Genomic DNA, 24,332 nt, shown 5'->3' with positions numbered 1-24,332 from the left:
CCACTCTCCCGCTCACGGTCGTCGTCGATGAGATTCTCTTGAAATGCGGAGAGGTGGACCAAGGGGCAAATTAGGCTCGGCGTCGCGCGACAAATCGCTACGATTCCGATTCAAGGAATTCTGCAGTTGGCTATCGCGTGCCCGTGATCACAGTTGCCGTTGAGCGAAGGCGAACCTTGCCATCGGTGACGGATTGTAGCGCCAGTTCCAGGACCTCGCCGCGGATTTTCTCCCGTGTTGCCGCATCTGCCCTGGATAGTCCAGCGACGACAGGCGCGGCGACCTCAGTCATGAAGTCCCAGTAGCGCGCCGGGGTATCGTGTACCATCATCGCCGACACCTCCTCCTCGGCGACATCGAGAAGGCCCGCCTCTTTGAAGGTCTCGACCATCATGCCTTCCCCGGCACAGCGGAACAGGCCCGGAGAGCCGGGTGGTGGCGCTGATATGTCCACGTGGCGGGCGATCGTGCCCATGATCGTGGTCGCCCATGGATTTTTGGCAGGCGCGCTCCAGACGGCTGCGCTGACACGCGCACCGGGTTTTGCCACGCGTGCCATCTCCCTGACGGCGGCAGCGATATCCGGGAAGAACATAAACCCAAACCGGCACAGAACGGCGTCGAAACTGGCATCGGCAAAAGGCAACGTCCCCGCATCGCATAGGCGAGTTTCGAAGTTTTTGAGGCCACGTCTGGCCGCATTTTCGGCGGCAGCAGTCAGCATATTTTCCGAGAGATCGGTGACGACAACCTGACCGTCGGGGATTGCCGCCGCCGCCGTCAGGCCGGGTTCGCCAGTGCCGGCGGCTATGTCGAGCACGCTAAAGCCGTTGGAGAGATTTGCGCGCCGGAGCATGGCGTCACCAAACGGCGCCAGCCAGCTGAGAACCAAGCTGTCCCATTTCTTCCAGCCGGCGGAAAACTTGTCCCAGGTCTCACGTTGCTGGTTACGGATATCGTCGAGATTTGCTGACATGCACTGGCTCCCCCCTACGTTCAACCGGCAAAGCCGGGAACGTCGGTACTATGCGCCGCTGATGTCGGGATTCAATGGAAATAGCGCAATCGGGCCAATCGCCAGGCATGACCAAACCTGTTGGGACGGAGTGATTGAATTGACCAGGACTATTGGAGCTTTTATACAATAGCTTTTGCGAAACTCCGGATTGGCCAAAATTAATCCTTTTAAATCAATAGGCTTCTCCTGGATGGTGCAAATCAAGAATGCGGAACCAGCGGATTGCTGAAGCGATGCAGTCCAGCTGTATGCATCAGCCATGGAGAAAGAAAATTATAAAGATCATGGTCTTGCTGCACAGCGCCGATGGCATGGCTTGGCAGTCTCCCCCCAAAGGCACCAGCCTGAAGACACTGAGCGAAGCCGAGGAGCAAGGCTTCATCTTGATCCGCGGGGAATTTCAGAAACGCCAATTCCGTCTGACAGAGCTGGGCTCCAACTATGTCGAGCGCGACAAGCGGCGTCTGGAAGCGCGCAGGCTCTGAACCGATAGCGCCGGCTAAGCGCGAATTGAACGCATAAGCCAGGCTTCCGACGGCCGAAAGGCCAGTCTGACAATCGCGCTTCGCAACAGGAGCGGTCATCCCCGCATGGGAAGTACCAGCTTACAGAGCATGCTGGGCTTACAGCGCATCCCGGATATCGAAGCGAACAATTTTATCGCCCTGCATGCGGAAGATGTGCGTCACGGTCTTGTCCTTCAGGCCATGAGCCCGCCCTTCCAGCGGCCGGCCATCGAGGTCGAAGACCGACTGGATCACCTCGACAGCGATAGCGCCGTCTGGCGTTTCCTCAAAGGCCACCGGCTCGACGTGTGGACTGATGACGGCCCATTGGCGTGTCCAATAATCGCGTACAGCCTCACGACCATGAACATGGCCACCATCCATGCCGTTGGCCCAGGCGACATCATCGGAAAGCACGGCAAGCACAGCGTCGATGTCTCTGGCGTTGAAGCTGGCATAGATGCGCTTGATCATTTCGACGTCATTTTGAGACATATCGTTTCCTCAGTGGAGATTGAAACATTCGCTGTGCGGCATCGAAACGCCATTGCCTCGTGCCGCGCATCAAGTTACATACGTACATATATATCTTACGGTCAAGCGCAGGCAAGGGGTAAGCCGAATGGACGACGACGTGCTTTCAACGCCGGGGCATCTCATCAGTCTTGCGGCGCGGGGCTTTGCCCGTCTCAGCGAGTCACGCCTTAAACCGCTCGGCTTCGGTGTCGGCCAGTTGCCTGTCCTGGTCGCGCTGCAGAACGGCAAGGCCAGCACGCAGCGCGACCTCGCCCGCTTCGCCAGGGTGGAGCAACCGCCGATGGCGCAGATGCTCGCACGCATGGAGAGGGATGGCTTGATTGAGCGGACACGCGACCCGGCTGACGGTCGCAGCAGCCGTATCGTGCTGACGAAAACCGCACAGGAATGCATGCCGAAGGCAATTGCGGCCCTATTCCAAGGGAATAAGGAGGCGCTGGCCGGGTTCACGGATGCGGAAGCGGGACAACTTGCAGATCTGCTGACGCGGCTGATCGACAATCTGGATCAAATTGCGAGCGAAGAGCCTTCGTCAGGTGATTAATGATTTTGTGGCCAAACGGACAGTGTCTATTCGGGGACGGTGCCGCCTTCATTCGAGGTCGTACTGCCTTTCGGCGGGGAGCGGCGCTTCTCCAAAACGCGTGACAGCAAGTTCCGTTTTCTCTTGCGCTTGATCAGATCGATATCGCTGACAAGCTTCGCGCCGCCCTCGCGCCGCTCGAGCGTGATCTTGCGGCTATGGAAGACTTCCAGCTCAGCGCGATGCGCGACGCTTAGGATGGTGACTTCAGGCAATTCATCGATCACCATCTGCATCATCTTATCCTGGCTCTTCTCATCGAGTGCTGCCGTTGCTTCATCCAGCACGATGATATCGGGTTGGTGCAGCAGCAGACGCGCAAAGGCGAGCCGCTGCTTTTCGCCACCCGACAAGGTCTGGTCCCATGGCGCATCTTCCTCGATCTTGTCGTTCAGATAATCCAGTCCCACCTTGTCGAGGGCCGCCTTGATCTCGTCCAGCGGCCAGCTATCGGCGGCGCCCGGATAGGCGACCGCACGGCGAAGCGTGCCCGAAGGGATATAGGGCCGTTGCGGCAACATGAACAATCGCCGGTCGGCATGGAAATTGACGCTGCCGCCGCCCCACGGCCAAAGACCCGCGATGGCCCGCACCAGCGTGCTCTTGCCCGACCCGGATTCACCGGACACAAGCACCCGCTCGCCGGGCTCGATTTCGACCCGGGTTTCCGTCACCACGGCGGTGCCATCGTCAAGCGACACGGAGAGATCGTTGAGGCTGAGCATCGCCTCGCCTTCGGTTTCACCATGCTTGATGCGCCCGAGCGAGTCGCTCTGTTCGGCGCGCTCCAGCCCGTCGAGCGACATCATCAGCGAGGCGATGCGCCGTGCACAGGCATTCCAATCGGCAAGACGGGGATAGTTGTCGACCAGCCAGCCGAACGCGCCCTGAACGATGGCAAAAGCAGAGGCGGCCTGCATGACCTGTCCGAGGCTCATGCTGCCTTCGAGAAATTTTGGTGCGCAAAGCAGGACCGGGACGACTGGCGCAATCAGCATCGACCCATGCGACACAAGCGTTGTGCGCATGTGCTGGCGGGCAAGCAGCGCCCATTGCCTGAGCACATTGGCGAAGGTCTTATCGAGGTCGTTACGCTCCTCCTCTTCGCCGCCGAGAAGCGCGATGCTCTCGCCGTTTTCCCTGACATGCGTCAGCGTGTAGCGAAACTCGGCTTCTGCCTGATTTTTGGCCTCGGAGACGTGGACGAAATAGCGGCCGATGACCGCCATCGAAGTGGAGGTGATCGCGGCGTAGAGGACCGCAGTGACGACGAGAAAGCCGGGAATGGTAACGGGGAAACCTGCGATCGGCAGAGTGAGAGCCCCGCCGATCGTCCAGAGCACCACGATGAAGGTCGAGGCCGCCAGAAATGCGGAAATGACACCGGCGATGAAATCGACGGGTGCTTCGGTGGCAATCCGCAAATCCTCGGAAATGCGCGCTTCCGGGTTCTTGTGGTCGCCGCCGATGAGATTCAACTGATAGTAACGGCCGTTTGCAAGCCAGCGCGCGATGACTGATGTTGTCAGCCAGGAACGCCAGCGACGTTGGATCATCATGCGAACGGCGACCTGTATCGTGACAATGGCGACGGTTCCGAGCACAAGCGGCACGAATACGGCGCTCAGGAAATAGACGGTGCCGGCATCGTGTCGCTCTATGGCGTCGAAGATCCCGCGGTTCCACAGATTGATACCGTACTGGAAGCCGACATTCATGCCGATCAGGGCCAATAGCCCGATCGAGAAGGGCCAAGCGAACTTGTCGCCACCGCGACCCCAGTAACGGCGCGCGCTGATCCAGAAACGTTTGAGCAGATACCGCTTGCGCGCCTGCTCGGCCTCTTCAGGTGTCAACTCCGGATCGGGCTCGATGGCATCTGGTGGCGGCATGACCTCGACAGTCGATGCCGTCTCCTGGGGCGAGTTCCCGGCACCGTGCGGTTCGGTGCCGTCGACCGATTTCGGTTTAAGTTTAGCGTCGGCCATAAGCGCGATAACGGCTTACACATCGAAATGTTTCATGATGGCTGCCATCCGCCGTATCGAAAACATCTGCCCCTCACCCTAACCCTCTCCCCGTTCTGACGGGGAGAGGGGACGTGCCATACGAGACGCGATAGAGGGACGGAGAGGTCGCGGCATATCCCCTTCGCCCCGCAAACGGGGGTCCGAAGGACGGGTCGAGACCCGTGGCTCGACCCCGGTTGGTGCCGGCAGGCGGATGAGGGGGCTGGCATCGGCGATCTCTGGGCCGAGATGTCCCCCGCTCAGGCGTTCTCTGTGGCGACTTGCGGCAGGGATTGCAGCAAGGTCTGGCGGGCGGAGTGCAGATGGGCGCGGCAGGCGGTTTCGATTGCCGCCTGGTCGCCGGATTCCAGCGCTGCGATATAATCCAGATGTTCGTGGATGGCGCGCTCGTTGCGCTGGCGGGCGGCGGTCTTGTTCCACTGGTAGTGATAGTGAAAGACGATGGCGATCGCGTCGTAGAAATCGGCGATGAAGCGGTTCTTCGAGGCGCGGTGGATCAGCAAGTGGAAGCGTTCGTCGAGGACGGAGAAATCCTTGAAGCGCTGGTTGATGTCGGCAAGCATGGCGTGATGTTCGTCGCGCATAGCGGCAAGATCGGCCCAGCTTTGATTATCCCTGGGAAGCCGGCCGAATTCGGCGGCGGAATGCAGCTCGAACATTTCGCGCACATCGGCAAGTTCGAGGGCGAATTCGCGGGTGAACCCTTTGAGCGTCCAGTGGCTGTTCGGGCGTTTCTCGATGAGGCCGAAGCGGGAGAAGCGGATCAGGAACTCGCGCACGCTGGTGGTGCCGGTGCCGATCTCGCGGGCAAGCTCCAACTCGTTGATCTGCATGCCGGGTGCTGCATCATCGGCAAGGATGCGCTGCATGAAGCTGCGCTCGATGATATCATGCAGGGAGTCGGTTTCTTCGGAGGGAAAGAGATCATGGTCAGTCGGCTGGCGCAGCACGATCTTCTGGCGTTTGTTCCAGCGGATGATGCCTTCTTCGCTGAGCCGTGTCAGGATGGCGCGCGCCGTCGAGCGGCTGACGCCGAGTTGGGCGGCGATCTCCGGTTCCGACGGCAGCGCCGTATCCGTGCGCAGGGCTACGGCATACCTGTTGTAGGCTTCCTTGAAGACCGTATTCTGCCTTGCCACCAGACCCCGCTTTCCGCCCTCGTATCCACCGCCCGCTCTCCAGCAGGGCAGAAAAATCGGGGCTTGTTCAAACGACCTTTAGCTTGATTCCGGTCGCCTGCGGCTCATTGCCTCCCTCGTCCACAGGATCAATATTCCCGTTGACTTGAAAATGTTTATTGTAGATAAAAAACAAAATCAATGCGCTTTCGCCGATGCAGCGAGCCTTTCCCAGGGAGAATAAATTGGACAAACTGCCTTGGATCATCCTTTCGGCCGGCGACAATGTCGCGGTCGCAACGGCGGCAATCGCGCCGGGTTCGACGGTTGCCGGCATTCAGACCCGTGAGAAGATCGACCCCGGCCACAAGGTGGCGATAGCGGATATTCCGCTCGGGTCACCCGTGGTCAAATACGGACAGGCAATCGGCCGCACGACGGCCGAGGTCAAGGCCGGCGACCATGTGCACAGCCATAACCTGCATTTCGAAAACGACCGGCTGGCGGCGACCGCCAATTCGGCGCCGGAAGCGGCCACGGTCGACGACGTCGGGCGCACCTTCATGGGCTATCGCCGCGCCGACGGGCGGGCGGCAACGCGCAACTATATCGGCATCATCGCCAGCGTGAACTGTTCCACCACGGTCTGCCGGGCAATCGCCGACGAGGCGAACCGGACGATCCTGCCGCATTATGAAGGCATCGACGGTTTTGTGCCGATCGTGCACGACCAGGGCTGCGGCATGAGCTCGACCGGCGACGGCATGAACGTGCTGCACCGGACGCTGGCCGGCTATACAAGGCACGTGAATTTCGGCGGCGTGCTGATGATCGGCCTCGGCTGTGAGGTCAACCAGCTGACGCTCTACGGCCAGAGTGGTGCCGGCGCTTCGAAGCGGCATTTCAACATTCAGGACGCCGGCGGGTCGCGCCGTGCTGTCGAGCGCGCCATGGGCATGCTGCGCGAAATCGCCGCCGATGTCGGCAAGGAAAAGCGCGTGCCGATGTCGATCGGGGAGATCATCATCGGCCTGCAATGCGGCGGCTCCGACGGCTTTTCCGGCATCACCGCCAATCCGGCGCTGGGTGTTGCGGCCGACCTGCTGGCGGCGGCCGGCGGCACGGCGATCCTGTCGGAAACCTCGGAAATCTATGGTGCGGAACATCTGTTGCGCAGCCGCGCCGTCAGCGATGAGGTGGCAAGGAAGCTCGACGACAAGATCGCCTGGTGGGAAGATTACGTTGCCCTGCACGGCGCCTCGCTCGACAACAACCCCTCGCCCGGCAACAAGCGCGGTGGCCTCACAACCATCCTCGAAAAGTCGCTCGGCGCGGTTGCCAAAGGCGGGCGTTCGCCGCTGACGGCGGTCTATGGTTATGCCGAGCGGGTCACGGCCCCCGGCCTCGTCTTCATGGACACGCCCGGCTACGACCCGGTCTCGGCGACCGGCCAGGTGGCCGGCGGGGCGAACATGATCGCCTTTACCACTGGCCGCGGGAGCTGCTTCGGTTGCCGGCCGGCGCCGTCGCTGAAGCTTTCCAGCAATTCGGCGCTCTATGCCTCGATGGAAGAGGATATGGACATCGATTGCGGCACGATCGCCACGGGTGACGCGACGATCAGCGGCAAGGGCCGCGAGATCTTCGACCTCATCGTCGATACGGCATCAGGCAAGAAGACCAAGAGCGAGCTCTTCGGCTACGGCGACAATGAATTCGTGCCGTGGCATCTGGGTGCGACGCTGTAATCTTTGTTTTTACGCAATCCCGGGCGGAAAACCGCTTCACACTTTTCCTGGGATTGATTTGAAGTACGCAATCCCGGACGGAAAACCGCTTCATACTTTTCCTGGGATTGCTCCAGATAGTTCAGCTTCTTCGTGAGGAGGAATGATGAAGACGAGAAAGATCGGCAAGACCAAGCTGGAGGTGACCGAAATCAGCTTCGGTGCGGCCGCTCTCGGCGGTCTCTACCGCGCATGCCCGCGCGAGGTGGCGATGGACACGCTGCAGGCGGCCTGGGATAGCGGCATCCGCTATTTCGATGTGGCGCCCTGGTATGGGCTCGGCCTTGCCGAACGGCGGGTCGGCGATTTCCTGCGCGACCAGCCGGATGGCAGTTACGTGCTTTCTACCAAGGTCGGCCGGCTGCTTCGGCCGGTGCCGACCGGCACCGTGCCTGATTACAGCTATGTCGATCCGCTCTCCTTCGATGCCGATTACGACTATTCCTATGACGGCATCATGCGCTCGGTCGAATTCAGCTATGCGCGCCTCGGACTCAACCGCATCGATATTCTCTATGTGCACGATCTCGGCGTCTACACGCATGGCGCGGCGAAGAATGCGGTCCACCAGAAGCAGTTTCTCGATTCCGGCGTGAAGGCGCTGGAGGAACTCAAGTCGTCTGGCGCGATCTCCGCCTTCGGCCTCGGCGTCAACGAAGTGCCGGTCTGCCTCGACGTTATGCGCCATTCCGATCTCGACTGCATCCTGATGGCTGGCCGCTACACGCTGCTCGACCGCTCGGCCGTCGCCGAACTGCTGCCGCTTTGCCGGCAGAAGGGCACGTCGCTCGTCGTCGGCGGCGTCTTCAACTCCGGCATCCTCGCCACCGGTCCGGTACCGGGTTCGCATTTCGACTATATGCCGGCTGATGACGATGTGCTTGCCAAAGTCGGCGCGATGGAGGCGATCGCCAAACGCCACGGCGTGCCGCTGGCAGCGCCCGCCCTGCAGTTTCCGCTGCGCGAGCCGATCGTCGCCTCGGTGCTGATCGGCACGGCGAGGCCGTCGAGCCTGACGCGCAATATGGAGATCGTCGAGCCGCGGCTTGCCGACGCGATCTATGCCGAATTCGAACCCTATACGCTGGTCGCGCCGCCGCTCGGCGCCGAAGCCGTCCGAGTCTGAGGAGAGATTATGCTCAAGGGTATTCATCCGCTGCTTGGCCCCGACCTGCTCCATGCATTGAAGACCATGGGACATGGCGACGATATCGTCATATCGGACGCCAATTTTCCCTCGGGCTCGATGGGCCCGCCGGTCATTCGCGCCGACGGCGTCAGCGCCACCGACATGGCCGCGGCCATCCTGACCCATATGCCGCTCGACACTTTCGTGCCGGAAGCGGCGTGGCGGATGGAGGTGGTCGGCGATCCCGATGCGATGCCGGAGGTCTGCACCGAATTCCAGAAGATCGTTTCCAAGCACGCCGGCGATTTCCGCATCGTGCCGGTGGAGCGTTTTGCGTTTTACGCGATGGCCCGCAAGGCGACCTACATCGTCGCGACGACGGAATTTCGGCTGTACGGCAACCTGATTTTGAAAAAGGGCGTCGTCCATCCGCACGAGGTCGATCAAGCCTGATCCCTATTTTAGGGTATCGTTGTATTGGAATAAAATCAGTTGCTTGGCGGGAGTTTACCGAAGAAAAAAAGCCTGTTTGGCGCTCTTGCAATTTGATTGCGCCTCGGCTAGCTTCACCTGGCAAATGTTTTTTATCGATAAAAATCGTCCGCCTGCGTTCAGCGGTCGATTTATTCGGAGGAGAACGCACCCTGAGAGGAGAACCCTTATGAGTTTCGTGAAATCCCTTCTGTCCCGCCGCGCCTTTACCGCGCTTGCGGGCGCCGCAGTTATCGCCTCGGCGATGCCGGCACCGTCGTTTGCAGCCGACGTGACGATCCCGATCATCGTCAAGGACACGACGTCCTTCTACTGGCAGATCGTTCTCGCCGGCGCCCGCAAGGCCGGCAAGGATCTCGGCGTCAACGTGCCGGAACTCGGCGCACAGGCCGAATCCGACGTCAACGGCCAGATCAGCATTCTGGAGAACGCCGTTGCCGGCAAGCCGGCCGCTGTCGTCATTTCGCCGACCGAATTCAAGGCGCTCGGCAAGCCGATCGATGAAGCGGCCAAGTCGGTTCCGATCATCGGCATCGACTCAGGCGCCGACTCCAAGGCGTTCAAGTCGTTCCTGACGACCGACAACGTTCAGGGCGGCCGCATCGCCGCTGACGGTCTGGCTGCCGCTATCAAGGGCGCCACCGGCAAGGAAGAGGGCGAAGTCGTCATCCTCACCAACCTTCCGGGCGTCGGCTCGCTGGAACAGCGTCGCGAAGGCTTCCTGGATCAGGTGAAGACCAAGTATCCGGGCCTGAAGGTCATTGCCGACAAGTACGGCGACGGCCAGGCAACGACCGGCCTCAACATGATGACCGACCTGATCACGGCAAACCCGAACCTCGTCGGCATCTTCGCCTCGAACCTGATCATGGCGCAGGGCGTTGGCCAGGCGATTGCCGAAAACAAGCTCGGCGAGAAGATCAAGGTCATCGGCTTCGACAGCGACGACAAGACGGTCGGCTTCCTCAAGGATGGTGCGATTGCCGGCCTCGTCGTTCAGGACCCCTACCGCATGGGTTATGACGGCGTGAAGACCGCGCTTGCCGTCTCCAAGGGCGAGAAGGTCGAAGAGAATGTCGACACCGGTGCAAACCTCGTCACCAAGGCTAATATGGCCGACCCGAAGATCGACGCGCTGCTGAACCCGAAGATCAAGTAATAACGACAGACAAGCCGCGCCGGCTTCAAAAACCGGCGCGGCTTTTTCCATCCGTGCTATGTTTTGCGGGGGATGGAGAGCAGACGCGACACAAGGAGGAGAGGTCCCATGATCGGACTGGAAGAGGTCAGTCATCGCCATGATGACAGTGCGACGCTGAAAGAAGCCAATCGAATTCCCGCCGGATCGCCTATCCTCGAACTCAAGGGCCTGCAGAAGAATTACGGTCATGTGCAGGCGCTGAAGCCAGCGACGCTGACCTTTCTCGCCGGCGAAATTCACGCCATCGTCGGTGAAAACGGCGCCGGCAAATCCACCCTCATCAAATTGCTGACCGGCGTCATCACCCGCACCGCCGGCGAAGTGCTGTGGTGCGGCCAGCCGGTGGGGCTGGCGACGCCGAACGAGGCGATCGCCCGCGGCATCAACGCCGTGCACCAGGAAGTCGTGCTCTGCCGGCACCTGACGGTCGCCGCCAATCTCTTCCTCGGCGACGAAGTCAACCGCTTCGGCCTGATGCGCAAGAAGCAGATGGAGAAGATGGCGCAGGCCGTGCTCGACGATCTCGGCTTCGGCCTGCCGGCCGGTGCGCTGTTGAGCTCGCTGACCATCGGCCAACAGCAGCTGGTGGCCACGGCACGCGCAGCGATGCGCGGCACGCAATTCCTGATCTTCGACGAACCGACTGCCTATCTCACCCGCCAGGAATCGGCGCAGCTCTTCAAGCTGATCCGCCGGCTGCAGGGCGAAGGCGTCACCATCGTCTATATCAGCCACCGCATGGAGGAAGTCTTCGAGCTTGCCGACCGTGTCTCGGTGCTGCGCGACGGCACGCATGTCGGCACGCGCCTGATCGGCGAGACCAACGATGCCGAACTGATCTCGCTGATGATCAACCGCTCGATCGAACAGATCTACCACAAGGAAAAGATTGCGATCGGCGAGACGATCCTCACGGTCAACGGCCTCTCCGGCCCGGGCTTCGAAGATGTGTCGCTCAGCGTAAAGGCGGGACAGATCGTCGGCCTCTACGGCCTGATCGGCGCCGGGCGCAGCGAATTCGCACTCGGGCTCTACGGCCGCCAGCCGACGACAGCAGGCGATGTCGAATGGATGGGCAAGCCTGTCAACATCCGCAACGAACGCACGGCGATGGAGCTCGGCATTGCGCTGGCGCCGGAAAGCCGGCGCGACCAAGGGCTTTGCCTCAACCTGCCGATCGGCCTCAACATCAACCTGCCGGTGTTCGGGCGGCTGAGCCACGGGCCGGTGATCAATCACACGCGCGAATCGGCCAATGCCGACCAGCAGATCCGCAATCTCAGCATCAAGACGCCGAGCCGGCGCGTTCCGGCCTCCAGCATGTCGGGCGGCAACCAGCAGAAGATCGTCATCGGCAAGTGGCTGAGCCATGGCGCCCGGCTTTTCATCTTCGACGAGCCGACAGTCGGCGTCGACGTCGGCACCAAGGCGGAAATCTACCGGCTGTTCGCCAAGCTTCTGAAGGACGGCGCCGGCATCATCCTGATCTCCTCCTATCTGCCCGAGGTCTACGAACTGGCCGACCGGCTGCACGTCTTCCGCGCCGGCAAAATCGTCGCGAGCCATGATTATCACGCGGCGACGCATGAAGAAGTGCTCAGCGAAGCGATCGGCGTCTGAGCCAAAAGAATAAGAGGGAGAAAATTCATGACTGCCACCCCCACCGAAATCGTCGCGCCGCCGCCGCGCCGGAAAATGAACATCCTGTTCGGCCTGACGCTGATCGGCCTGCTGATCTTCCTCTGGATCGTGCTCGGCGTCGTCACCCCGAGCTTCTGGACGCCGCTCAATATCTCGAACCTGCTGCGTCAGGGTGCGATGACGGCGATCCTGGCGCTCGGCCAGACCTTCGTCATCATCACCGCCGGCATCGACCTTTCGGTCGGCGCCATCGTCGGCTTCTGCACCGTGATCATCGCCTGGCTGCTGCAGGCGGGCGTGCCGGTCTGGGGGGCGATCGCGCTGACGCTGCTCATGGGTGTGGCGATCGGCGCCTTCCATGGCTTCGGCATCGTGCATATGGGCCTGCCGCCCTTTATCATCACGCTGGCAACCCTGACATCGCTGCGCGGCATTGGCCTCTTGATCACCAACGGTTCGACGATCAACATCACCAATGAGGGCTTCAGCAATTTCGCCCGCGCCGATCTGCTCAGTATTCCGAGCCTGTTCTGGATGGTCATCCTGGTGGCGGTCCCATCCTTCATCTTCCTGCATCTGAGCCGCTGGGGCCGCTATCTCTTCGCGGTCGGTTCGAATGCCGAGGCGGCGCGCCTTTCCGGCGTCAACGTCAAGGGCATGATCTACCTTGCCTATATCCTCTCGGCCTCCTTCGCCGCCTTCGTCGGCGTGCTGCTCGCCTCGCGCATCGCGATCGGCAATGCGACGCAGGCCGACGGCTGGGAACTACAGGCGATCGCCTCCTCCGTCATCGGCGGCACCAGCCTGTTTGGCGCGGTCGGATCGGTGCATGGCCCGCTGATCGGCGCCTTCATTCTCGCCACCATCAACAACGGCGCGAACCTTCTGAACGTCAACTCCTTCTGGCAGCGCATCATCACCGGTCTGCTGATCATCGTGATCGTGTTCTTCGACCAGCTGCGCCGCCGCCGGAGCAATTGAGCGACAAGAGACAGCCGGCCTGAACAAGCCGGCTTCTTCCATTCCAGGAATGCGAGACCCGTCATGAAAGCAGTTCTTTGCCGGGAGCCCGGCGTGCTCGATATCGTCGAGCGCCCTTCGCCAGCGGCTCCCGCCGCCGGCTGGGTGCGGCTTGCCGTCAGCCATGTCGGCATCTGCGGCACCGACTACCACATCTTCGAGGGCAAACATCCCTTCCTCGAATATCCCCGGGTGATGGGGCACGAGATCTCCGCGACGGTGCTGGAAGCCGGCGATGGTGTGACTATCGCGGTCGGCACGCCTGTCATCGTCAATCCCTATCTCTCCTGCGGGCAATGTATCGCCTGCCGGCAGGGCAAGCCGAATTGCTGCACCAATATCAAGGTGCTCGGCGTCCATACCGACGGCGCCTTCTGCGAGGAGATTTCAGTCCCGGCCGAGAACCTCTACGCCGCCAAGGGTGTAAGCCTCGAAGCGGCGGCGACGACCGAGTTCCTGGCGATCGGCGCTCATGCGGTGCGCCGTTCGATGACCGGTGCCGGAGCCCGGGCGCTCGTCATCGGCGCCGGGCCGATCGGCCTCGGGGCGGCGATCTTCTCGCGCATCGCAGGCCATGAGGTGACGCTGCTCGATACCAGCACCGAGCGGCTGCAGATGGCGTCGGAGCGTTTCGGCTTCACCTCCGGCATCGTTGCCAACGAGGCGACAGCGGAGGCCGTACAGGAAAAGACCAATGGCGACGGTTTCGACGTGGTCTTCGATGCGACGGGTTACGGCCCTTCGATGGAAAAGGCCTTCTCCTTCGTCGCCCATGGAGGCGCGCTGGTGCTGGTCAGCGTCGTCAAGGACGATATCCGCTTCTCCGATCCCGAATTCCACAAGCGCGAGATGATGGTGATCGGCAGCCGCAACGCCACCCGCGTCGATTTCGAGCATGTCGCGGATTCGATCGCCAAAGGGCTGGTGCCGGTGGACAAACTGATCACCCACCGCACGACGCTTGCCGATGCGCCGCGCGATCTCGCGCGCTGGGCGCATGAGAAGAATGGGCTGATCAAGGCTGTGATCAGTATTGGTGGTTAGGGCGTTTCCAGCGAACGCGTGACGTGGTTTCCGTCCGCTTCGCGCCGGCGGCTGCCCCTCACCCTAACCTTGCCGGGGTCGAGCCACTGGTCTCGACCCGTCCTGCGGACCCCCGTAAAACGGGGCGAGGGGACGTGCCCTGCGAGAGCTGGGCGGGGGACGGAGAGGTCGCGGCATATCCCCTTCGCCCCGCAAGCGGGGAGAAGGTGGCGGCAGCCGGATGAGGGCAAGCCGCGGTCGCTAAACTCCCGCCTCGATCGCCCTGCGCATCTGCCTGACGACGGCGACATCCGTCTTGTTTGTGCTTCTCGCCTCGAAACCAAAAGCGACCGCGCGCGGATCGGCGCTTTCGACCGGTGAACTGCAGGAGCCGTGGACCTCGCGGGCGCCGGTCGCCTTCAATATCTCGCCGACATTGGTGGGGCGGATGCCGCTGCCGGGCATGATGGCGATGCGGCCGGCGGCCTTTGCCGAAATGCGCTTCAGCGTGTCGAGGCCGTCTACCGCCTTCAGCGCGCAGCCTGATGTCAGGATGCGTTCGCAGCCGAGCTCGACCGCCTGCTCCAGCGCCTGGTCGGCATCCGGCACCAGATCAAAAGCGCGATGCAGCGTCGAGCCGAGTCCCGCCGCATGCGCCTTCAAACGGTGGACCAGCGGCATGTCGAGCGTACCATCCGGCCGGTTGGCGCCGATGACGACGCCGGCAAGGCCGGCGGCGCGCACGGCGTCGATATCGATCATCATCGCCTCCTCGTCTGCCCCGTCGAAGATGAAGGGGCCGGCGTGAGGGCGGATCATCGCATAGACCGGAATGGGTGCCCGGGCGGCGATCCGCATCAGGCTCGGCAACGGCGTCAGGCCGCCGAGTTCCAACGCCGAGCAGAGCTCGATGCGCCCGGCGCCACCCTCGATCGCGGCGGCAAGGCCTTCGGCGCTGTCCACGCACACCTCAAGCAAGATCGTCATGTTGCGGTCTCCCTAGCTCCGCCGAGGCTTAAGCCACGGCTGCGGTTCGCACGACCGCTTCAGAGGTAATTCTCGCTGCCGCCTCGATGATCATTGTGCAGGCATCGGCGGCGGCTTTTCGATGGTTGAAGGCGACGTGATAGGACATCGGCAGGTGCTCGTCGAGATCGACGATGCGCACCTTGTCGGCAATCGGCATGGCGCTGACCCGACCGAGGAAGGAGACGTAGCCGTGATTGGCGACGAGGTCGACGATGACAGGCAGCGAATCCGCCGCGGTGATATCTTGGCCGCGCCGGCGCCGGTTGGGCGCGCGCTCGTAGCTGAAGGCCATGGCCGCATGGCCGAGGCCGGTGCGCGGGCTCGGCATGCAGATCGGGTGGCCGGCGACGAGATCAGCAACGCTGGTCTCGGTACTATCCGGCGGCGCGATCACCACCATATCGGTCTGCAGCAGTTCGCGATGCCGAAAGCTTTGGAGGCCGAAGACCGAATCCAGGATTGCGACATCGATGCGGCCGTTCTTCAACGCCTCGCGCAGATCGTCGGCGGTCATCGACACCAGCGAGATCGCATTGTTGTTGCGGCGCGCATTCCATTCGGAGACCAGCGATCCCAGGCAGCGCGCCACCCAGCTTTCCGATCCGGTCGGGATGATCGAACCGATGCGCAGCGACCGGGCAGTGCGCCGATAACGCTCGTCGGCCGACGATTTCAGATCGTTCCACGCCTGGCTGATCGCCATGAATACCTGGTAGGCGCGCCTGCCCTCCTCCGTCAGCACCGAGCCCTGCGCCTGGCGCTCGAACAGGCGATGGGTCAGAAATTTCTCAAGATTGGCAAGCTGAAGTGAAAGCTGCGGCTGACCGAGGCGAAGGCGGCGCGCTGCCCGGTTGATGCTCCCCTGGTCGGCAACTTCGAGAAACCGCTCCATCGTGACGATCTTGACGGGAATGCGCGATGCCCAGACCTCGTCGATCTCAGCCCCGTCGCCGTCGTGACCGGCCCATTGGCCGAGCTCACCGATCGCAGCCATGATCGGCTTCAGGCCTTCCAGCACCCTGCCGCTCGCAATTAGCATCGCCAGCTCGCCGGAGGCGCGTTCGGTCAGCGTCATCGCCAGTTCGGTCTCGAGATTATGGATTGCCGTCGAGACGGTGGAGGGCGACAGCTGGAAGCGCCGCGCGGTCTCGCGGACCGAACCGGAGGTCAGGACATGGCTGGCGATGAACAGGGCACCAAGATGCAAACGGCCACCTCCGGAAAGTGCTGGAAAAACCGGACGATATGATGTGTTCAGGAAAAAAGATATCCCTGCCTCCGGAGAGCCGGGCTATCGTTCGATCATAGAAAAATCCGGGCGGCGGGAATCCGCAACAGAGCCTGGGAATATCGTGGAAACACGCAAGGGGACAAAAACAAATCGCGCCGGCCTTGGAAAAGGGAATGCGTTTCCGCGCGCGGAGGTGCATTCGCCGCCATAATCGTGCCGCGGCTGCAAATACTGGAGGGGGCTTGCATCGATTTTTCGGGCATGAACGCTATTTCCATGACGCACGCAATTCCGGCATGATGGCGACTTGGTCGCCCTCGCCGGCGGATTTTTCTGCGCGCAAGCCTCCCGCCAAGGGCTTGAGCCTCATTCAACGGTGTTTAACAAGGGGATATTCCATGCTGAAGAAACTCGCACTTGCCGTTTCGCTCTCCGCCTTCGCAGCGGGTGCGGCCCATGCCGCCGACGTCGTCGTCTCGTCGAAGATCGACACGGAAGGCACGCTGCTCGGCAACGTCATCGCGCTCGCTCTCGAAGCGAACGGCATCAAGACGCAGGACCGCATCGCGCTTGGCGCGACACCGGTCGTGCGCAAGGCGATTACCGCAGGCGAAATCGACATCTATCCCGAATATACCGGCAATGCCGGCTTCTTCTTCAACAAGGCCGATGACGCCGCCTGGAAGAACATCGACCAGGGCTATGAGCTGGCGAAGAAGCTCGATTACGACGCCAACAAGATCGTCTGGCTGACGCCGTCGCCTGCCAACAACACCTGGGCGCTCGCCGTGCGCAGCGATGTTGCCGGCCCGAACAAGCTGAAGAGCCTCACGGACTTCGGCAAATGGGTTGCCGGCGGCGGTGCCGCCAAGCTTGCCGCCTCCGCCGAATTCGTCAATTCGGCCGGCGCGCTTCCGGCCTTCCAGACGACCTACGGTTTCCAGCTGAAGCCCGACCAGATGGTCGTTCTTTCCGGCGGCGACACGGCGGCAACGATCAAGGCGGCCGCCGACCAGACGAACGGCGTCAACACCGCCATGGTCTACGGCACCGACGGCGCCATCGAAGCGGCTGAACTCACCGTTCTCGAAGACGACAAGAACGTGCAGCAGGTCTATGCCCCGACGCCGATCATCCGCGAAGAGGTGTTGAAGGCCAATCCGAAGATCGAGGAAGTGCTCTCGCCGATCTTCAAGAGCCTGACCGCCGACGAATTGCGCAAGCTCAACGCCAAGATCCAGGTCGACGGCGAGCCGGCAAAGTCCGTCGCCGAAGCCTATCTCAAGGAAAAAGGCTTCCTGAAGTAGTCATTGCCCGCTCCGCCCGATTAAGGGCGGAGCTTTCTTTCCTGACAGGATTGGCTTTCCTGACAGGGTTGGCCAGACAGGATTGGGATTCATGGCAGAAACCTTAGCGGTCCGCAGGCTGGACCGGCTCGGCGTGGTTCTGGTGGCCGGCGGCATCGCGGCGACGGCACTGATGCCCTTCATCTACGTGAAGGCAAACCGCATCGCCGCCGGCAAGCCGATGCTGCTGATGCAGCTTCTTCCCCAGCCTTCCGTCGTCATCCTGACCGTGCTCCTCCTTCTCACCGCCATTGCCACGCTGTTCCTACGCAATGCGATCGCGCGACTTGCCATCGCCACACTCTGCCTTGCGGCGTTGATCGTTGCGATCGGCCTCGTCTCGACGGCGGCAACGCCCCCCGGCAGCACGGTGGCGCGGATGACGCCCGGCGGCGGCTTCTGGGTGCTGTTTGCGGTGATCGGCCTCGTCATATCCGATGCGCTGGTGAAGATCCGCCTGGCGCCCTGGATGCGGATCGCAGCCCTGGCCGCCTATACGGCGCTGCTCTTCATCTCGCTCTCATCCGGCCTGCTCGACAGCCTTTCGATCATGAAGGAATTTTCGACACGGGCACCGCAGTTCGAAACCGAAGCGATCTCGCATCTGCTCTTGGCGTTCGGCTCGCTTGCCATCGCCATTGTTCTCGGCCTGCCGCTCGGCATCCTCTGCTTCTGGGTGCCGAAGCTGCGGGCCATCGTGCTGCAGGGGCTGAGCCTTATCCAGACGATCCCGAGCCTGGCGCTCTTCGGCCTGTTGATGCTGCCGCTCGGCTATCTCGCCACCCATGTGCCGCTCGCCGCCGCGATCGGCATTCGCGGCATCGGCACGGCGCCTGCCTTGATTGCGCTGGTGCTCTACTCGCTGCTGCCGATCGTCGCCAACACCGTTGTCGGCCTGCAGGGCGTCGACCCCTCGGTGCGCGATGCTGCGGCCGGCATGGGGCTGACGCGGTGGCAGATCCTTGTTGGAATCGACATGCCGCTTGCCTTTCCCGTGATCCTCACCGGCATCCGCATCGTGCTGGTGCAGGCGATCGGCATGGTGACGATTGCCGCACTGATCGGCGGCGGCGGCTTCGGCATCTTCATCTTCCAGGGGCTCGGCCAGACGGCCATGGACCTCGTCCTGCTCGGCGCCGTGCCGACCGTCTTCTTCGCCTTCTCATCGGCCGTCATCCTCGATGCGGTCATCGAAAGCATCCGGGGATCTGCCGCATGACCATGATCGAGATCAGGAACGTCACCAAGCGCTACGGCGCCGCCACCGTCGTCGACGACGTCTCGATGAGTGTCGAGAAGGGCGAGATTACCGTCATCGTCGGCACGTCTGGCTCCGGCAAATCGACGCTGATGCGGATGATCAACCGACTGGTGCCGATCACCGAAGGCGAGATTTTCGTCGGCGGGCAGAATGTGATGGACGTTCCGGTGACCGAGCTTCGCCGCAAGATCGGCTATGCCATCCAGGGACACGGCCTCTTTCCGCACCGGACCGTGGCGCAGAATATCGCCACCGTGCCGCAGCTTCTCGATTGGGATTCCGCCCGCATCGCCAAGCGAGTCGAGGAACTGCTCGGGCTTTTCAACCTCGATCCGGCAACCTTTGCCGACAAATATCCGCATCAGCTCTCCGGCGGCCAGCAGCAGCGCGTCGGTGTGGCCCGGGCGCTGGCGGCCGAGCCGGAACTGCTGTTGATGGACGAACCCTTCGGCGCGCTCGATCCCGTCATCCGCGGCAAGGCGCAGGACGATCTCTTGGCGATCCAGAAACAGTTCGGCACGACGGTTATTCTCGTCACCCACGACATGGACGAGGCCTTCCATCTCGGCAATCAGATCGCGGTGATGAGCGAGGGCAGATTGCTGCAATGCTCGACGCCGGAAAAGATCCTCACCGAACCCGCCGATCCCTTCGTGCAGCAATTGACCGGCACCTCCGACCGGGCGCTGAAGCTGATGTCGCTGCTGCCGCTGAAGGAAAGCATGGAGCCGGCCAAGAAAGGTCTCGCCTATGCCCTGCCGCAATCGCTCAGCCTGCGTGACGCATTGGCCGAAATGATCTGGCAGGGGGTCGACGAGGCGGCGGTTCAGGATGCGCAAAAGGCGCCGGTGGGATCGATCTCGATGACGCGGCTGCTCGAACTGGGCCGCAAGGCATGAAGCTCGTCGTCGCCAATCTCTTCCGCCTGGCGGCGCTGGCTTTGCTGCTCATCCTGCTGTTCAGGACGGAGTGGCTTTCCTTCATGCTGGTGCCGCTGACCAGCAACAATGCGCCCGCCGTCTATACGCAAAACAGCCTTGCTTCACTGGCCGCCGGCCATCTGCAGCTGGTGATCGGCTCGATCGTCTGCAGCGCCGTGCTCGCCGTTATCGGCGGCATCTTCGTGACGCGGGAAAGCGGGGCTGACTTCCTGCCGCTGTCGCGCGCCATCGCCAATGCGGGGCAGACCTTTCCACCCGTCGCGGTGCTGGCGCTCGCCGTTCCCGCCACCGGCTTCGGCGCCATGCCGACACTGATCGCGCTCTTTCTCTACGGCCTGCTGCCGATCTTCGAAAACACCGTCGCCGGGCTGAAGCAGGTTTCGCCACAAGTGCTCGATGCCGCCGACGGCATGGGTATGAACGGCACGCAGCGGCTGTTTCGCGTCGAGCTGCCGCTAGCCCTGCCGCTGATCCTCGAAGGGCTGAAGGTGGCGACCGTGATCAATATCGGCACGGCGACGATCGGCTCGACGGTTGCGGCCAAGGGCCTCGGCGAGGTCATCATTGCCGGGCTGATTTCCGACAACACCGCCTTCATCCTGCAGGGCGGCCTCATCGTCGGCCTGATGGCGGTGCTGATCTATGATGCCATGGGCTTGGTCGAAGGCGCGATTACGCGAAGAATCGGCTTGCGCCCGGCGTAAGAGGACGGGTACCAAGATCGCAGTGATCGGCACATTGGGAGGCAGAATTGGCGAAGATGATCCACTCCATGATCCGCGTTCTCGATGAGGCGCGCTCCGTCGAATTCTACGAGAGGGCCTTCGGCCTTTCGGTCGCCGACCGCGTCGATTTCGAAACCTTCACGCTGATCTATATGAGCAATGCCGAGACCGGCTTCGAGCTGGAATTGACCGTCAACAAGGGCCGGACCGCGCCCTATGACCTCGGCAATGCCTACGGCCATCTCGCCGTCTCCGTCGAAGAGGTGGCGGTCGAGCGCGAGCGGCTGTCGAAGCTTGGGCTCAAGCCCGGTGAACTGGTGGAGCTCAACCGCGACGGCAAGCTCTTCGGCCTGTTCTTCTTCATCAGTGATCCCGATGGATACAAGATCGAGGTGCTGCAGCGCCACGGCCGGTTTCTCTGAGGCATCTGACGCCGAACCACCGATACGTTCCACACCACAGATAATCCCACAGCTTCAAGCGGCATGCATCAGGAGCCCGCCATGATCGAAAAGACTGCGCTCAATTCCGGCTGGACGCTCTCCTGCAACGATACAGCCAGGCCCGGTCTGCCGGCTGCAATCCCCGCGACGGTCCCGGGCTGCGTGCATCTCGACCTTCTCGCCAACCGGCTGATCCCCGATCCCTATATCGACGTCAACGAAATCACCAATGACTGGATCGGCAAGACCGACTGGACCTATCGCTGCAGCTTCGAGGCGATGCCAGAAGATGGCAGGGTGCATGAACTCGTCTTCGACGGGCTCGATACGATCGCGGTTATCTCACTCAACGGCGAAGAGATCGGCCGCACCTTCAACATGCACCGCGGCTATCGTTTCGATGTTTCGGCACTGCTGAAGGCCGGCGCCAACGACCTTTCTGTCACCTTTCGCTCCGCCTACGTCTATGGCGCGGAGATGGAAAAGCATTACGGCTACCGTCCCAACAACTATCCGGGACCGGGCAATCTGATGCGCAAGATGGCCTGCAATTTCGGCTGGGACTGGGGGCCGACGCTGGTGACAGCAGGCCTCTGGAAGCCGGTCCGGCTGGAAAGCTGGGACCGGGCGCGGCTTGCCGAAACCAGGGTGTCGGCAATACTTGCCGGCGGCGACGGCCTAGTGAAGGTCCATGCCCGGCTGGCGCGGCATGGAGATAAGACGCCGTTGAGGCTCGTTGCCGAAATCGGCGGCGTGAGCAAGACGGTGGCGATTGCGCCTGACGAAGACGCAGTTTCCTTCGAGCTTGCCCTCCCCTCGCCGCAGCTCTGGTGGCCGCACCATCTCGGCGCGCAGCCGCTCTATCCGATGACGCTGAGTCTGGTCGACGAGGCCAGCGACGATCTGCTCGACAGCTATCAGCGCGAACTCGGTTTCCGCTCGCTGCGGCTCGATACTTCGGCCGACGAACACGGCTCGGCCTTCACCTTCGTCATCAACGACGTGCCGCTCCTCATCTGCGGGGCGAACTGGATTCCGGACGATTGTTTTCCCCCGCGGGTGACCGCTGAGCGTTATGCCGCGCGGATCGAGGAAGCAAAAGCCGCCAATATTCATATGCTGCGCGTCTGGGGCGGCGGCATCTTCGAGGCCGACGAGTTCTATGAGGCCTGCGACCGCAAGGGCATGCTGGTCTGGCAGGATTTCCTCTTTGCCTGCGCCGCCTATCCGGAGGAAGAGCCGCTCAGAAGCGAGGTCGAGGCGGAGGTGCGCGACAATGTCGTGCGGCTGATGCCGCATGCCTCGCTCGTCCTCTGGAACGGCAATAACGAGAACATCTGGGGCTTCGACGAATGGGGCTGGCGGCCGATCATCAAGGCGGGCGAAAGCTGGGGGCTCGGCTACTATCTCGACCTGCTGCCGAAACTCTGCGCCGAACTCGATCCGGACCGGCCCTATTATCCCGGCAGCCCCTATTCCGGCTCGATTGAGATCGAACCCAATGCCGACGGTCATGGCTGCAAACATATCTGGGACGTGTGGAACGATGTCGGCTACGAGGTCTACCGCAATTATATCCCGCGCTTCTGCTCCGAATTCGGCTGGCAGGCACCGGCGGCCTGGGCGACGATCGAAGAAAGCCTGCATGATGCGCCGCTGACGCCGCAATCGAACGGCGTCTTCCACCATCAGAAGGCGACTGAGGGCAATGACAAGCTGATCCGCGGCCTGTCCGGCCATCTGCCGGAGCCCCGGACGATGGACGACTGGCACTTCGCCACCCAGCTCAACCAGGCGCGCGCCATCCGTTTCGGCGTCGAGCACATGCGCTCGCATCGGGATATCTGCAAGGGTGCGGTGGTTTGGCAGTTCAACGATTGCTGGCCGGTGACCTCCTGGGCCGCCCTCGATTCCGCCGGACGCCGCAAGCCGCTCTGGTACGCGCTGAAGGCAGCCTATGATCCGCGCCTGCTGACGATCCAGCCGCGTGGCGGCGGGCTTGCGGCGGTGGCCGTCAATGAACGGACGCTGTTCTGGCGGGCGAAGATCAGCGGCAAACGCCTGAAGCTCGACGGCACCGTCCTTGCCGAATTCGAATTCTGGCGGCTGCTCTGCGACCGTTTCGAAGCAAAGGAATTTCCGCTGCCCGAGGAGATCGTCACCCCCGACTTACCGAAGAACGAGCTCATCGTCGTGCAGATGCTCGACAGGCGGGCCTTCCACTATTTCGTCGAGGATATCGAGCTTGCCCTGCCGGCGCCGCGGCTGACGGTCGATGTCGTCGGGATCGACGGCGGGTATGCGGTCAAGGTGACGGCGCAAAACTTCCTCAAGGATCTCTGCCTGATGGCCGACCGGCTGGATCCGCATGCCGTCGTCGACACGATGCTGGTGACGCTGCTGCCGGGCGAGAGCCACGTGTTTGTGGTCAAGACGACAAAGGCGATCGGGGCAGACGACATTGTCTTCGGCACCGTTCTGCGGTCGGCCAACGATCTTGTTGTCGGTTCGCGCTAGTGGCTGCCCCTCACCCTAACCCTCTCCCGTAAAAACGGGGAGAGGGGACGTGCCCTGCGAGAGGCTGAGGGAACGGAGAGGCCGCGGCTTACCCCCTTCGCCCCGCGAGCGGGGAGAAGGTGGCGGCAGCCGGATGAGGAGCAACCATTGGCGCGAACTACAATAGGCAGCCATCGACACGAACCTAACACCAAAAAGGCCCCGCATCCGCGGGGCCCTTCCAGCTCGGCTATCGGACGACGTTACATCCAGTAGGGCGGCACGCCGTAGTAATCATAGACCCGGCGGCCATTGTCGTTGTACCAGGTGTCGTCATCGTCCGAATAGCTCGGGGCGCCTTCGATCTGCTCCTTGGTCAGGTCGATGCGATAGCCATCCAGCTGGGTGTCGTAGTTCAGCTTTTCCCAGGGAAGCGGATAGTGATCATGACCGATGCCCAGGAAGCCGCCGAAGCTCAGCACGGCATAGGCAACACGGCCGTCGAGCTTTCCGATGATCAGGCGTTCGATCGAGCCGATATGCTTGCCATCGGCCCCATAGACACGGGTGCCCTCGACGCGGTCGCTGGCGATCAGCGAGTGGGTGCTCTTGACATTCGGGTCACGGCGGGTGGCGTCAGTATCCTGGTTCAGCATTGTGCATCTCCTTTTGGTGTTTCCTCATGGTGAGTATGCAAGATCAACGTCATGGCAGACTCAAAGTTCCCCATCTTTCCATGATTGTGCCCTGGCCTTTCCATGATCGTGTGCTGGCA

At 62.0% G+C, this 24,332-nt stretch carries 22 protein-coding genes; 15 read left to right on the top strand and 7 right to left on the bottom strand.

Features of this window, described 5'->3' with window-relative positions:
• Window positions 1-130: 130 nt before the first annotated feature.
• Window positions 131-976, bottom strand: a complete 846-nt coding sequence (locus AC245Y_RS00820) for a class I SAM-dependent methyltransferase (RefSeq protein ID WP_017995942.1) — start codon at window positions 974-976, stop codon at window positions 131-133.
• Window positions 977-1,251: 275 nt separating this feature from the next.
• Here AC245Y_RS00820 and AC245Y_RS00815 point away from each other — a divergent pair, with 275 nt between their 5' ends.
• Entirely contained in the window at window positions 1,252-1,503 is a 252-nt protein-coding gene (locus AC245Y_RS00815) for a hypothetical protein (protein WP_012755897.1), read from the top strand.
• 138 nt (window positions 1,504-1,641) lie between these two features.
• On the opposite strand, the gene AC245Y_RS00810 is transcribed toward AC245Y_RS00815, so the two are convergent.
• Window positions 1,642-2,019, bottom strand: a complete 378-nt coding sequence (locus AC245Y_RS00810) for a nuclear transport factor 2 family protein (protein ID WP_012755896.1) — start codon at window positions 2,017-2,019, stop codon at window positions 1,642-1,644.
• 127 nt (window positions 2,020-2,146) lie between these two features.
• Between AC245Y_RS00810 and AC245Y_RS00805 the strand changes: the two genes are divergently transcribed.
• Entirely contained in the window at window positions 2,147-2,605 is a 459-nt protein-coding gene (locus AC245Y_RS00805) for a MarR family winged helix-turn-helix transcriptional regulator (RefSeq protein ID WP_017995940.1), read from the top strand.
• A 26-nt stretch (window positions 2,606-2,631) separates the two neighbouring features.
• On the opposite strand, the gene AC245Y_RS00800 is transcribed toward AC245Y_RS00805, so the two are convergent.
• Both AC245Y_RS00800 and AC245Y_RS00795 read right to left on the bottom strand, forming a co-directional pair.
• Window positions 2,632-4,632 carry an ABC transporter ATP-binding protein/permease gene (locus AC245Y_RS00800; protein WP_017995939.1) on the bottom strand — a complete coding sequence of 667 codons (2,001 nt, stop codon included), beginning with the start codon at window positions 4,630-4,632 and terminating at the stop codon, window positions 2,632-2,634.
• A 281-nt stretch (window positions 4,633-4,913) separates the two neighbouring features.
• Window positions 4,914-5,813, bottom strand: coding sequence for a GntR family transcriptional regulator (locus AC245Y_RS00795; RefSeq protein ID WP_017995938.1), 900 nt, complete (start codon window positions 5,811-5,813; stop codon window positions 4,914-4,916).
• 224 nt (window positions 5,814-6,037) lie between these two features.
• On the opposite strand from AC245Y_RS00795, the gene AC245Y_RS00790 reads away from it, so the two are divergent.
• From AC245Y_RS00790 to AC245Y_RS00760, 7 genes are all read left to right on the top strand, one after another.
• Window positions 6,038-7,540, top strand: coding sequence for a UxaA family hydrolase (locus AC245Y_RS00790; RefSeq protein ID WP_017995936.1), 1,503 nt, complete (start codon window positions 6,038-6,040; stop codon window positions 7,538-7,540).
• Window positions 7,541-7,685: 145 nt separating this feature from the next.
• Window positions 7,686-8,705, top strand: a complete 1,020-nt coding sequence (locus tag AC245Y_RS00785; RefSeq protein ID WP_017995935.1) for an aldo/keto reductase — start codon at window positions 7,686-7,688, stop codon at window positions 8,703-8,705.
• A gap of 9 nt (window positions 8,706-8,714) precedes the next feature.
• Entirely contained in the window at window positions 8,715-9,161 is a 447-nt protein-coding gene (locus tag AC245Y_RS00780; protein WP_017995934.1) for an RbsD/FucU family protein, read from the top strand.
• A gap of 208 nt (window positions 9,162-9,369) precedes the next feature.
• A complete protein-coding gene (locus AC245Y_RS00775; RefSeq protein WP_017995933.1) occupies window positions 9,370-10,359 on the top strand; it encodes an ABC transporter substrate-binding protein in 990 nt (329 codons plus the stop codon).
• A gap of 108 nt (window positions 10,360-10,467) precedes the next feature.
• Window positions 10,468-12,021, top strand: a complete 1,554-nt coding sequence (locus tag AC245Y_RS00770) for a sugar ABC transporter ATP-binding protein (RefSeq protein ID WP_017995932.1) — start codon at window positions 10,468-10,470, stop codon at window positions 12,019-12,021.
• 27 nt (window positions 12,022-12,048) lie between these two features.
• A complete protein-coding gene (locus AC245Y_RS00765; protein ID WP_003545129.1) occupies window positions 12,049-13,023 on the top strand; it encodes an ABC transporter permease in 975 nt (324 codons plus the stop codon).
• A 63-nt stretch (window positions 13,024-13,086) separates the two neighbouring features.
• Window positions 13,087-14,106 (top strand): zinc-binding alcohol dehydrogenase family protein, encoded by a 1,020-nt coding sequence (locus AC245Y_RS00760; protein WP_017995931.1) that lies wholly within the window; start codon window positions 13,087-13,089, stop codon window positions 14,104-14,106.
• Between the two features lie 240 nt (window positions 14,107-14,346).
• Here the strand turns inward: AC245Y_RS00760 and AC245Y_RS00755 are convergent, their stop codons facing one another.
• Complete coding sequence (locus AC245Y_RS00755; RefSeq protein WP_012755885.1) at window positions 14,347-15,072, bottom strand: copper homeostasis protein CutC; 726 nt, start codon at window positions 15,070-15,072, stop codon at window positions 14,347-14,349.
• A 28-nt stretch (window positions 15,073-15,100) separates the two neighbouring features.
• Window positions 15,101-16,321, bottom strand: a complete 1,221-nt coding sequence (locus tag AC245Y_RS00750; protein ID WP_017995930.1) for a LysR family transcriptional regulator — start codon at window positions 16,319-16,321, stop codon at window positions 15,101-15,103.
• 422 nt (window positions 16,322-16,743) lie between these two features.
• On the opposite strand from AC245Y_RS00750, the gene osmF reads away from it, so the two are divergent.
• From osmF to AC245Y_RS00720, 6 genes are all read left to right on the top strand, one after another.
• A complete protein-coding gene (gene osmF, locus AC245Y_RS00745) occupies window positions 16,744-17,652 on the top strand; it encodes a glycine betaine ABC transporter substrate-binding protein OsmF (RefSeq protein WP_017995929.1) in 909 nt (302 codons plus the stop codon).
• Window positions 17,653-17,743: 91 nt separating this feature from the next.
• The gene (locus AC245Y_RS00740; RefSeq protein ID WP_017995928.1) at window positions 17,744-18,910 is read left to right on the top strand and encodes an ABC transporter permease; all 1,167 of its coding nucleotides are present in this window, start codon (window positions 17,744-17,746) and stop codon (window positions 18,908-18,910) included.
• Window positions 18,907-19,851 carry an ABC transporter ATP-binding protein gene (locus tag AC245Y_RS00735; RefSeq protein ID WP_017995927.1) on the top strand — a complete coding sequence of 315 codons (945 nt, stop codon included), beginning with the start codon at window positions 18,907-18,909 and terminating at the stop codon, window positions 19,849-19,851. The genes AC245Y_RS00740 and AC245Y_RS00735 overlap by 4 nt, the downstream gene beginning before the upstream one ends.
• Window positions 19,848-20,597: an ABC transporter permease gene (locus AC245Y_RS00730; RefSeq protein ID WP_017995926.1), complete on the top strand. Its 750-nt coding sequence runs from the start codon at window positions 19,848-19,850 to the stop codon at window positions 20,595-20,597. The genes AC245Y_RS00735 and AC245Y_RS00730 overlap by 4 nt, the downstream gene beginning before the upstream one ends.
• Window positions 20,598-20,644: 47 nt before the next feature.
• Window positions 20,645-21,040: a VOC family protein gene (locus AC245Y_RS00725; protein WP_011650298.1), complete on the top strand. Its 396-nt coding sequence runs from the start codon at window positions 20,645-20,647 to the stop codon at window positions 21,038-21,040.
• Between the two features lie 81 nt (window positions 21,041-21,121).
• On the top strand, window positions 21,122-23,578 hold the full coding sequence (locus AC245Y_RS00720) for a glycoside hydrolase family 2 protein (protein WP_017995925.1): 2,457 nt from the start codon (window positions 21,122-21,124) through the stop codon (window positions 23,576-23,578).
• 242 nt (window positions 23,579-23,820) lie between these two features.
• On the opposite strand, the gene AC245Y_RS00715 is transcribed toward AC245Y_RS00720, so the two are convergent.
• Window positions 23,821-24,213, bottom strand: coding sequence for a PRC-barrel domain-containing protein (locus AC245Y_RS00715; protein ID WP_011650296.1), 393 nt, complete (start codon window positions 24,211-24,213; stop codon window positions 23,821-23,823).
• Window positions 24,214-24,332: the final 119 nt, after the last annotated feature.

Source organism: Rhizobium sp. SRDI943, from assembly GCF_057653695.1.
The sequence above is the reverse complement of the archived record's forward strand: the minus strand, read 5'-3'. Positions and strand labels throughout refer to the sequence as shown.